Raw genomic sequence first — 11163 nt, 5'->3', positions numbered from 1 at the left:
CGACTGGCCGGCACTCCGGTGCAGGTGACTGGCACGGTGCTGACGACGCGCCGCGTCGACGCCTACCATGCGCTGACGGTGGTGGCGCCGGGGATAGCCGAGCGCTACCGCCCCGGTCACTTCGTGTCGGTGGCGGTCGGAGGGGCTTACACCTCGATGGTGACGCGCCGGGCGTTCTTCATCCACGACGTCAAGGCCGACTACGGCGGCACGGTCGAACTGGTCTTCACCGCCGGCGGGCCCGGCACGGCCTGGCTCGCCGAGCGGCGCGCCCGTGACACGCTCGACCTGGTCGGGCCGCTCGGGCGGCCGTTCCCGCTGCCGCGCGATCCCGCGCACTGCGTGCTGGTGGGTTCGGACTACGGTTCCGCCGTGCTGTTCCCGCTGGCCGACGCGCTGCTGGCGCGGGGCTGCCGGGTGGACTTCGTGATCGGGGGAGCCGAGGCCGAACGGGTCTTCGGGGCGATGCGGGCCCGCAGGATGGCCGAGACGACCACGCTGACCACCCAGGACGGCTCGCTCGGCCTGCGCGGCACCGTCACCGACGCGCTGCCCTCGGTGATCGCCGACACGCGGGCCGACGCCGTCTACGCCTGCGCGCCCATGGCGACGCTGCGGGCGGTGACGGCGGTGGCGATGGAGTTCGACATCCCGGTGCAGGTGGCGGTCGAGGAGTCGATGGCCTGCGGGATCGGGGTGTGCATGACGTGCGTGCTCCCCGTCATCGGCGACGACGGGGCGACGAGGATGGTCAGGGCGTGCGCGGAGGGGCCGGTGTTCCGGGGGGAACGGGTGCGCTTCGAGGACGTGGGAACCATCCCGTTCGACGCGCTGGGCGCCCCCGGAGGCGGAGCACGACATGTCAGTTGATATGCGGACTTTTCTGGCGCATGTGGAGCTGGCGAACCCCATCACCACGGCCGCCGGCTGCGCGTCCTCGGGGCGGGAGCTGGCCCAGTTCTTCGACCTCCACAGGCTCGGCGCGCTGACCACCCGCTCGATCACCATGGCGCCGCGCGCCGGCCGGCCGACCCCGCGGATGGCCGAGACGCCCTCGGGCATGCTCAACTCCGTCGGCCTGCAGGGCCCCGGCATCGACGCGTTCCTGGAGCGCGAGCTGCCCTGGCTGGCCCAGCGGGGCATCAAGACCATCGTCTCGATCGGCGGGGGCACCGTCGCCGAATACTCCGAGCTGGCCCGCAGGCTGGCCGACGCGCCCGGGGTCACCGCACTGGAGATCAACCTCTCCTGCCCGAACATGGAGGACCGCGGCCGCGTCTTCGCCCGCGAGGGCAGCGCGGCGGCCGAGGTGATCGCCTCCGTGCGCTCCATCATGCGCTACGACGTTCCCGTCGTCGCCAAGCTCGCGCCCGACGTCGCCGACATCGTCTCGGTCGCCCGGGCGTGCGTGGACGCCGGTGCCGACGCGCTGTCCATGATCAACAACCCGCTCGGCATGGCCATCGACACCGAGGCGCTGCGGCCCTCGCTCGCCGCCGTCACCGGCGGGCTGTCGGGGCCCGCCGTCCTGCCGCTGGCCGTACGCTGCGTCTGGCAGGTCCACGCCGCGCTGCCCGGAGTCCCGCTGATCGGCATGGGCGGCGTGATGAGCGGCCAGGACGCCTTCCAGCTCGTCCTGGCGGGCGCCTGCGTGGTCGGGGTCGGCACGGCGCTCTTCCACGACCCCTACGCCTGCCTGCGCATCGAGCGCGAGCTCGAAGACCTCCTGAGGGCGCGCGGCCTGCAGCGCCTCGCCGACGCCGTCGGCCTGGCACACCGTCCCCCGGGGAGCGCGCCCCGGCACCTTCTGGTCGACTCCGAGGAGAGCGCTCCGTGAGGTCCGCCGGCCGGCCCGGAAGTGAGCGTCCCGTACCGTCTTCCGGCGGACTTCCGAAGAGAGCGTCCTGTGCCGTCCGGCCGCGGAGGAGAATGCCCCGTGCCGTCTCATGGCGGCCGTGGCGGACCAGCGCCCCTGACGTCCCCGCCCGCCATCGCTCCAGCACCTGAGGAGAGCACGTCTTGACTCCCGCACCGATCGCCGTCGCCCTCGACGCACCCGACCTGGAGACCGCAGCCCAGTGGGCGGCCCTCGTGACGCCGCACGTCAGCACGGTCAAGGTGGGCCTGGAGCTCTACCTGCGCTACGGCCCCGACGTGATCGCCTCCGTCAAGGGAGCGAGTGGCGTGCAGGTGTTCCTCGACCTCAAACTGCACGACATCCCCAACACCGTCGCCGGCGCCGCCCGCGCCGTGGCCCGGCTGCGTCCCGCGATCCTGACCGTGCACGCCGCCGGCGGGCCCGCCATGATCAGGGCCGCCGTGGAGGCGGCGCCGCACACCGAGATCGCCGCCGTGACGATTCTCACCTCCTTGACGGAGGCCGACCTCGACCGCGTCGGTCTCGCCGGCCCGGCCGACGCCGCGGTGCGCCGGCTGGCGGCGCTGTCGGTCGAGGCGGGCGCGACGGCGCTCGTGTGCTCGCCCCACGAGGTGTCCGCGGTGCGGGCGGAAGTGGGGGAGGGGATCAGGCTGATCACGCCGGGCGTGCGCCCCGCGGGCGCCGCCACGCAGGACCAGGCGCGCGTGGCCACGCCCGAACAGGCCCTCGCGGACGGCGCCGACCTGCTCGTCATCGGCCGCCCCATCACGGGCTCCCCGGACCCGGGCGCCGCGGCCGCCGCCATCGCCGCCTCTCTCCGCCGTTCCGCCTGACAGGTAACGATCTCTATCCTTTACGGCAAGCCTGGCCTGCCCGCACGCGCCGACACCGCTCTCCCCCCGTCATGGCCGGTCGTGAAGGCCCACGTGGCACTCGCCGTGACGAGCGCACACTTGACCCGGCCCGTGGCGGACCGGCACCCGGGGACGCGCGCCAGACCGGACCGTGGTGGTCCGCAGCCGAGTACGCGTCCGTGGCCGGTCACGGTGCGCCGATGGCCGCGTACCCGGCAGGTTGAGCGCGCGTCGTGGTGGCCGCAGGACACGCGCCCGGCATTCACGCATGGACCAGGCCGTCATGCCGGGGCCGGGGCGCTGGGCTCCGTGCCGTCGCGGCACAGCGTCGGCCACATGCCGGCGAGACGTCGGGATGTCGCGTCGGTCCCGTGTGGTCGGGCGGTGGCGGCGCCCCCGGCACGGGGTGACGGATGTGGGTTGACGGGCGCGAGTCAGAGGTGGTCGCCGCGCCTGCCCGTGCACCCGCCGCCATGGGTCGGTGGATCATGGACGGGCGGGCAAGACGGATCTTGCCGTCCGGTGCCGCTCACAAGATCATAAGGCATTCCTGAAGCGGTCGCGCACCGATCGCCGAGAAGGTTTCGGCCCAGGTGCGGGCGGCATTTCGGACAATGCTGGACGGCTGTAATGTGATCTTCATTGCGTTTCGCGACATCGTCGCGCGCCGCCGCCCTGAGCGGGAAGTGCGGCAATTCGATCAGCACAATGTGATTTTACAAACACGGACAGTGATGAAGTGCATTTTGTGGCGAGAGAAAGTGCTCTTGACGTTGCTTAGGGGGCGATGACCAGCTAGTTTCCCTTCCCGTCCGAGTACATCGACAGAAATTCGAGGTGACCCGGCGTGGCTCTTCCTCCCCTGACCCCCGAGCAGCGCGCCGCAGCCCTGGAGAAGGCTGCCAAGGCCCGTAAAGAGCGTGCCGAGGTCAAGAACCGGCTCAAGCATGGCGCGGTTTCTCTGGCTGAGGTGCTCAAGGATGGGCAGACCGACGACGTCATCGGCAAGATGAAGGTGTCGGCTTTGTTGGAATCGCTCCCAGGCGTGGGCAAGGTCCGCGCCAAGCAACTCATGGAGCGGCTGGCCATCGCCGAGTCCCGCCGCGTGCGGGGCCTCGGCGCGAACCAGAGGGCCTCCCTCGAGCGCGAGTTCGGTGGCAACGAGAGCTAATCTCTGTTCCACACGAAAGCGCAGGTTCAACGGGGGGTAGGAAGTGGCCGACAGGTCCTGGTCCGGCGACGTCAGTGCCCATGAGACTGTCGGATCGGAAGTGGAGGACGGCTTCCTGCCCCTGAGCGAGAGACGGCTGACGGTCCTTTCCGGGCCGTCGGGCGTCGGCAAGTCCACGGTCGTCGCCGAGCTCCGGCGGGCACACCCCGAAGTGTGGCTGTCGGTCTCGGTGACCACCAGGAGGCCCCGGCCCGGCGAGGCGCACGGGGTCCACTACTACTTCGTCGACGGCGACGAGTTCGACCGGCTCGTGGCGGCCGGTGAGCTGCTCGAATGGGCGGAGTTCGCGGGCAACCGCTACGGCACGCCGCGCGAGCCGGTGCTGAAGAAGCTGGCCGAGGGCGTACCGACCCTGCTCGAGATCGACCTCGAAGGCGCCAGGCAGGTGCGCCGCAGCATGCCGGAGGCGCTGCTGGTCTTCCTGGCCCCGCCCAGCTGGGAGGAGCTGGAGATGCGGCTGCGCGGGCGCGGCACCGAGCCCGAGGACGTCATCGCGCGCCGTCTGGCGGCCGGGCGGATCGAGATGGCCGCCGAATCCGAATTCGACCTCACCCTGGTGAACACGAGTGTCCAAGACGTGTGCCACCGGCTGATAGCCTTGATGACTGACCCTCAGGGGGTCACGACAACCACCAACCGAGAGGTCTGACAATCGTGGCAGGCACCATCCCGGCCGCGGAGGGCATCACCAACCCGCCGATCGACGCGCTGCTCGACATCGTCGACAGCAAATACTCCCTGGTGATCATGGGCGCCAAGCGCGCTCGCCAGATCAACGCCTACTACTCCCAGCTCGGCGAGGGCCTGCTGGAATACGTCGGGCCGCTGGTCGAGACGCATGCTCAGGAGAAGCCGCTGTCCATCGCGCTGCGCGAGGTCTCCGAGGGCCTGCTCAACGCCGAGCCCATCGAAGGCGCGGTCTGACCCCTTCGATGAAGGTCGTCCTGGGCGTCAGCGGCGGCATCGCCGCGTACAAGGCCTGCGAGCTGCTGCGCCTGTTCACCGAGTCGGGGCACGAGGTGCGGGTCGTCCCGACCCGCGACGCCCTGAAGTTCGTGGGCGCGCCCACCTGGGCCGCCCTGTCCGGCAATCCCGTGACCCCCGAGGTGTGGGACGACGTTCACGAGGTGCCCCACGTGCGGATCGGCCAGCAGGCCGACCTCATCGTGGTGGCGCCCGCGACCGCCGACGTGCTCGCCAGGGCGGCGCACGGGCTGGCGGGCGATCTGCTCACCAACACGTTGCTGACCGCGAGATGCCCGGTCGTGTTCGCGCCCGCCATGCACACCGAGATGTGGCAGCATCCCGCCACCCGCGCCAACGTCGCGACGCTGCGCGAGCGCGGCTCGGTCGTGATCGACCCCGCCGCTGGGCGGCTCACCGGCGCCGACAGCGGCCCCGGCCGGCTGCCCGACCCGGCGGAGATCTTCCAGGTCTGCCTGCGCGTGCTGCGCGGCCGGCCGCGCGACCTGTCCGGGCGCAAGGTCGTCGTGTCCGCCGGGGGCACCCGTGAGGCGATCGACCCGGTTCGCTACATCGGCAATCGTTCGTCGGGGCTGCAGGGCTATGCCCTGGCCCGCACGGCCGTCGCCCGCGGGGCCGAGGTGACCCTCATCGCCGCCAACGTCACGCTGCCCGATCCGGCCGGGGCCACGGTGGTGCGGGTGGAGTCCACGGCCGAGCTGCGCGAGGCGGTGCTGGCCGCCTCCGGGGAGGCCGACGTCGTGGTGATGGCGGCGGCCGTGGCGGACTTCCGGCCCGCGACGCGGCACGACGAGAAGATCAAGAAGACGGACGGCGAGCCCGAGTTCATTCACTTGACGAAAAATCCCGACATCCTCGCCGAGCTCGGCCGCCGCCGCCGTCAGGCCCGCGTCCCCGACGCGGCCGGCGTGCCGGACACGGTGGGTGTGAGCGGGCCCGTGGTTGTTGCGTCCGGCGAGCCGGCCGGTGGGGCGGCGTCCGAGGGCGAGACGGACCGCGGTGTCGCGTCCCGTGATGGCGTGCTGCCTGGCGTCGCGTCCGATGGTGAGGCGGTTCCCGGTGTCGCGTTTGGTGATGAAGCGGCCCGGCGCGTCAGGACCGGTGGTGAGGGTGGCGCGCGGCCGGAGGCGGCAGGGGGCGGCGCGGTGCGGGAGCCGTACCCAGAGGTGATCGTCGGCTTCGCGGCCGAGACGCACGACGTGCTCGCCAACGGGCAGGCCAAACTCGCACGCAAGGGTTGTGACCTGCTGGTCGTCAACGAGGTGGGTGCGGGCAGGGCGTTCGGCACCTCCGACAACGCGGCCACCGTGCTCGTCGCGGGCGGTGACCCGGTCGAGGTTCCGCTCGGTCCCAAGGAGGATCTCGCCGACGTCGTGTGGGATCTCGTCGCGGCCCGTCTCGCCTGAGCGGGGACCGTACTAACGGTTGCATAAGGGGCGCGGGCGGCGAAGAACGTACAAACCGTGTCAGACCTATTTCCAAATCGCATGTTGCGACACCCCCATACGCCTGCGGATACTTGGGGCAAGGGGGGATGGAATGCCGGTGGGTTCTGCTGTCAGGGATCGTTGTAGGACATTGCTCGGCGACCAAGGGGAGCTCCACTACGTCTTCCCCGCCCACTCGGTGGGAACGACGGAAAGCGGACATTTCCTCATCGTGGTCACCGACGCGGCTATTTCGGTGCTCGCCACCAGGACGCTCAGAAGCGACCGGCCCGTCGCGGTGTTCGCGTCGTTTCCGAGGCACACGAGGCTGGGCCCCATCCAGCCTGGACCGATAATCGAGCTGGGCTCGATGGCGTTCGAATTCGATGAGGAGTACACCGCGGTGATCAAGGCCGCCGACGCGGAGGTCTTCGCGCCGGAGACCCTTCCCCCGGATCCACTGCCCGACCTGTGATGCCCGACATGCGGTGTGCGGCTTCGCAGCCGGGCGCCGGGTAGGGCTAGACTTCGGCGAAGCCCAGGTCCGCCCGCCGGCCCTGAGCCGTACATACGTCAGCAGCCGCTGCATGAGGAGCCACTGAGTTGTCACGTCGCCTGTTCACCTCCGAGTCGGTCACCGAAGGCCACCCGGACAAGATCGCCGACCAGATCAGTGACGCGATTCTCGACACCATGCTCAAAGACGACCCGAAGAGCCGGGTCGCCGTCGAGACGATGATCACTACCGGCCAGGTCCATGTCGCAGGCGAGGTCACCACCGAGACCTACGTCGACATCCCTGGCGTCATCCGGGAGAAGATCCTTGAGATCGGCTACGACGCCTCCCACAAGGGCTTCGACGGCGCCTCGTGCGGTGTGTCGGTGTCCATCGGCGCGCAGTCGCCCGACATCGCCCAGGGCGTTGACGCCGCCTACGAGCACCGCGAGGGCGAGGACGGCGACGAGCTCGACCGTCAGGGCGCCGGTGACCAGGGCCTCATGTTCGGCTATGCCTGCCGTGAGACCCCCGAGCTGATGCCCCTGCCGATCACGCTGGCCCACCGGCTGGCCCTGCGCCTGTCCCAGGTGCGCAAGAACGGCACGGTCCCCTACCTCCGGCCCGACGGCAAGACCCAGGTCACCATCGAATACGACGGCGACACGCCGATCCGGCTCGACACCGTGGTCGTCTCGACGCAGCACGCCGCCGAGATCGACCTCAAGGAGATGCTGACGCCCGACATCAAGGAGCACGTGGTCGACCCCGTGCTCGCGGAGCTCGACCTCGACACCGAGGGCTACCGCCTGCTGGTCAACCCGACCGGCCGCTTCGAGATCGGCGGCCCGATGGGCGACGCCGGGCTCACCGGGCGCAAGATCATCATTGACACCTACGGCGGCATGGCCCGCCACGGCGGCGGAGCCTTCTCCGGCAAGGACCCGTCCAAGGTCGACCGCTCGGCCGCCTACGCGATGCGCTGGGTCGCCAAGAACGTCGTCGCCGCCGGGCTCGCCGACCGGTGCGAGGTCCAGGTGGCCTACGCGATCGGCAAGGCCAAGCCGGTCGGGCTGTTCGTGGAGTGCTTCGGCACGGAGAAGGTGGCCGTGGAGAAGATCCAGGAGGCCGTCCTCCAGGTGTTCGACCTGCGCCCGGCCGCCATCATCCGCGACCTCGACCTGCTGCGGCCCATCTACTCCGAGACCGCCGCCTACGGGCACTTCGGCCGCGAGGGCTTCTCCTGGGAGTCCACCGACCGCGCCGAGTCCCTGCGCACCGCCGCCGGCCTGTGAGCCTGCGGGCGTCTCGCTCTCCCGGCCGGTCGGCCCTGGGCGCGGGACGCCGCCGGTCCGCATGACGCGCAGGCCCGGGCTCCGCAGGGCCCGGGGCCGGTTCGGCGTACGGCCGGACGGCCCTGGCCGGTCGGCGCATGTTCTCCGGGCGGAGACGGCCGGGGCGTGGTCGTGCCGCCCCCCGGCAGCGCGGGGCGGCTCCCGCCGTGCGACGGGGTCGTGACGCCTGTCCCCGCCTATTCGTGAACGGCCTGCCGGCTGGCGAATCGGATGCCGCATTCCCTGTCCGGGGATGCGGCATCCGGCGTTCGTGCCGTGTGCGGCCGGCGGACGCCGCGGGTGGTGAGGTCTGGTAGACGTAGGGCGTGACCGACTCCGACGACGCCCTTCTGCCGCTCGACGCCGTGCGGCCTCCAGCGTCGTCCAAGGACGCCAAAGGCGCTCCGGTGCCCGCTCCCGAGCGGCCGGTGGCGAGAATCGTCGTGGACAGCCCGCTGCCGCACCTCGACCGTTCTTTCGACTACCTGGTCCCGGCTTCCATGCACGACAAGGCCGAGCCGGGCGTGCGGGTCAGGGTGCGGTTCGCGGGCAAGCTCGTGGACGGGTTCCTGCTGGAGAGGGCTGAAGAGAGCGAGCACGATGGGCGGCTCACGCCCCTCGAACGTGTGGTCTCCCCTGAGCGCGTGCTCACGCCGGAGATAGCCGGGCTGGCCCGTGCCGTCGCCGACCGGTACGCGGGCACCCTGACCGACGTGCTGCGCCTCGCCATCCCGCCGCGCCATGCCAAGGCCGAGGCGGAGACCCCCAAGACCCCGGCTCCGCCCGGGCCGGCTCCCGATGCGCCCGTCCCGGCCGCGCGCGCCACTACCGATACTCGACCCGGACTCGATGATCTTGTCACCGCGGGAAACGCGTCACGTCCCGGAGAGGGGGAGCGGCCTCAGCCCGGTGACGCGACCGCTGCCGTGCCGCCGGGCGGCGAGACCGCCGGTGCGGCGGAGCGGCCCGTCGAGGCCGGCGGTGTGGAAGGACGGCCCCAGCCGGATCAGGTGTCCTCGGCGGAGGAGCCCTCGTCGTCGGAGCAGCTGGGCCGAGGTGCTCAGCAGGCGGTGCAGTCTTACGGCGGGGAGGTGGCGCGGGGGGAGAGCGCCTGGGACGCCTATCCCACCGGGCCCTCCTTCCTGGACGCGTTGCGCGGGGGGCGGGCGCCCCGGGCCGTGTGGTCGGCCCTGCCCGGCGCCCGCGGGTGGGCGAGGGCTATGGCCGAGGCCGTACACGCGACGCTGGACGGCGGCAGGGGAGCGGTCCTGGTGGTGCCCGACGGCAAGGACGTGGCGCTGGCGGACGCCGCATTCGAGCGGGCGCTCGGTCCTGGCAGGCACGTGGCGCTCACGGCCGATCTGGGGCCGGCGGAGCGGTACAGGCGGTGGCTGAAGGTGCTGAGAGGGCAGGTGCGGGCCGTGGTCGGCACCAGGGCCGCCATGTTCGCCCCCGTGGCGGATCTCGGTCTGGTGGCCATCTGGGACGACGGCGACGATCTGCACGCCGAGCGCCTGGCCCCGTACCCGCATGCCCGGGAGGTGCTCGGGCTCAGGGCGCACAGGACCGGCGCGGCGATGCTGATCGGCGGGTACGCGCGCACCGCGGAGGCCACGCAGCTCATCGCCTCCCGCTGGGCCAGGCCGATCGTGGCCGCCCGTACGACGATCAGGAGCCTGGCCCCCCGCGTACGCCCGGCGGGTGAGGACGCGGAACTGGCCAAGGACCAGGCGGCGCGGCAGGCCAGGCTGCCGAGCATCGCCTGGCGGGCCCTGCGGGAAGGTCTGGAGACAGGCCCGGTGCTGGTGCAGGTGCCGAGACGCGGCTACCTGCCCGCCCTGGCCTGCCGGCACTGCCGTGCGCCTGCCCGGTGTGTCCTGCCTCCCACCAGGACGGCCGCCTCTGCCCTCCCGTCGAGTGAGAGGTCCCCCGGTTCGGCCATGGCGGGGGCGATCAGGCTCGGCGGCCCGGACCCCCTCACCGAGCCGTCCCCGGCAGGGCCGCCTGGCGGTGCGGGTCCGGTCGGCGGCCCGTCCCAGGCCGCGCAGCCCGGCGCGGGCGCCCGGCGTGAGCACCCCGCCCGCCATGAGGGTGAACCCGGCCGGGCCGAGGTGACCGGAGCCGGCGGGACGGGCGAGGGCGGGCCGCTGTGCCACGGCCCGCTGGCGCTCAGGGGCGGCCACGCCGCCCCCTACTGCCGCTGGTGCGGCCGGGTGGACGCGCGCTGGCGGTGCCCGTCCTGCGGAAGTCCCCGGCTGCGCGCCGTCGTCACGGGGGCCAGGCGTACGGCGGAGGAGCTCGGCAGGGCCTTCCCGTCCGTGCCGGTGCGCACGTCGGGCCGTGACGGCGTGCTGGCCACCGTGCCGTCCACCCGCGCGCTGGTCGTCGCGACCCCCGGCGCGGAGCCCGTGGCCGAAGGGGGGTACGCGGCGGCGGTGCTGCTCGACGGGTGGGCGCTGCTCGGCCGGGCCGATCTGAGGGCGGCCGAGGAGGCGGTGCGCCGCTGGATGAACGCCGCCGCCCTGCTCCGGGCCGCCGCCGAGCTGGTCGTGCTCGGGGACTCCGCACTGCCCGCCGTACAGGCGCTGGTCAGGTGGGACCCCATCACGCACGCCGAGCGTGAGCTCGGAGAGCGGGCCGAGCTAGGTTTCCCGCCCGCGGTGCGGATGGCGACGCTCACGGGTTCGGCGAGCGCGGTCAGGCAGATGCTCGACGAGGTACGCCTGCCTTCCGACGCCCAGGTGCTCGGCCCCGTGCCGGTGGACGAGCCGGGACAGGAACGCGCCATGATCCGGGTGCGCCGGGCCGGGGGCGCCGCGCTGGCGGCCGCGCTCAAGGGCGCCAGCGGAGTGCGCGCGGCGCGCAAGACACCGGAGGTGGTGAAGGTGAGTGTCGACCCGCTCGACCTGATTTAAACCGTTTCCCCGATTCGCTCAACTCATGGCCAGCCGTTAGCGT

The 11163-nt window shown here is 72.1% G+C and carries 10 protein-coding genes; all 10 read left to right on the top strand.

Annotated features, from left to right (window positions below; all coding sequences use genetic code 11):
- Positions 1-3: 3 nt before the first annotated feature.
- The 10 genes from ACTWPV_RS11910 (at position 4) to ACTWPV_RS11865 (ending at position 11120) form a co-directional block, all read left to right on the top strand.
- Positions 4-870, top strand: coding sequence for a dihydroorotate dehydrogenase electron transfer subunit (locus ACTWPV_RS11910; protein WP_443151977.1), 867 nt, complete (start codon positions 4-6; stop codon positions 868-870).
- Positions 860-1837 (top strand): dihydroorotate dehydrogenase, encoded by a 978-nt coding sequence (locus ACTWPV_RS11905; RefSeq protein ID WP_443151780.1) that lies wholly within the window; start codon positions 860-862, stop codon positions 1835-1837. The genes ACTWPV_RS11910 and ACTWPV_RS11905 overlap by 11 nt, the downstream gene beginning before the upstream one ends.
- A 182-nt stretch (positions 1838-2019) precedes the next feature.
- Positions 2020-2712: an orotidine-5'-phosphate decarboxylase gene (gene pyrF, locus ACTWPV_RS11900; protein ID WP_347642706.1), complete on the top strand. Its 693-nt coding sequence runs from the start codon at positions 2020-2022 to the stop codon at positions 2710-2712.
- 868 nt (positions 2713-3580) lie between these two features.
- Entirely contained in the window at positions 3581-3904 is a 324-nt protein-coding gene (gene mihF / locus ACTWPV_RS11895) for an integration host factor, actinobacterial type (RefSeq protein ID WP_020541698.1), read from the top strand.
- A gap of 100 nt (positions 3905-4004) precedes the next feature.
- Positions 4005-4613 (top strand): guanylate kinase, encoded by a 609-nt coding sequence (gmk, locus tag ACTWPV_RS11890; RefSeq protein ID WP_443151779.1) that lies wholly within the window; start codon positions 4005-4007, stop codon positions 4611-4613.
- A 5-nt stretch (positions 4614-4618) separates the two neighbouring features.
- On the top strand, positions 4619-4888 hold the full coding sequence (gene rpoZ, locus ACTWPV_RS11885; RefSeq protein WP_132510563.1) for a DNA-directed RNA polymerase subunit omega: 270 nt from the start codon (positions 4619-4621) through the stop codon (positions 4886-4888).
- A gap of 8 nt (positions 4889-4896) precedes the next feature.
- A complete protein-coding gene (gene coaBC, locus ACTWPV_RS11880) occupies positions 4897-6354 on the top strand; it encodes a bifunctional phosphopantothenoylcysteine decarboxylase/phosphopantothenate--cysteine ligase CoaBC (protein WP_443151778.1) in 1458 nt (485 codons plus the stop codon).
- Positions 6355-6526: 172 nt separating this feature from the next.
- A complete protein-coding gene (locus tag ACTWPV_RS11875; RefSeq protein ID WP_132603853.1) occupies positions 6527-6850 on the top strand; it encodes a hypothetical protein in 324 nt (107 codons plus the stop codon).
- A gap of 128 nt (positions 6851-6978) precedes the next feature.
- Positions 6979-8166: a methionine adenosyltransferase gene (gene metK, locus ACTWPV_RS11870; protein WP_347642710.1), complete on the top strand. Its 1188-nt coding sequence runs from the start codon at positions 6979-6981 to the stop codon at positions 8164-8166.
- A 365-nt stretch (positions 8167-8531) separates the two neighbouring features.
- Complete coding sequence (locus ACTWPV_RS11865; protein ID WP_443151777.1) at positions 8532-11120, top strand: primosomal protein N'; 2589 nt, start codon at positions 8532-8534, stop codon at positions 11118-11120.
- Positions 11121-11163 lie beyond the last annotated feature (43 nt).

Source organism: Nonomuraea sp. KM88 (assembly GCF_052245635.1).
Taxonomy (GTDB): domain Bacteria; phylum Actinomycetota; class Actinomycetes; order Streptosporangiales; family Streptosporangiaceae; genus Nonomuraea.
Note: the sequence above shows the minus strand (reverse complement) of the source record. Positions and strands in the feature narration are given on the sequence as shown.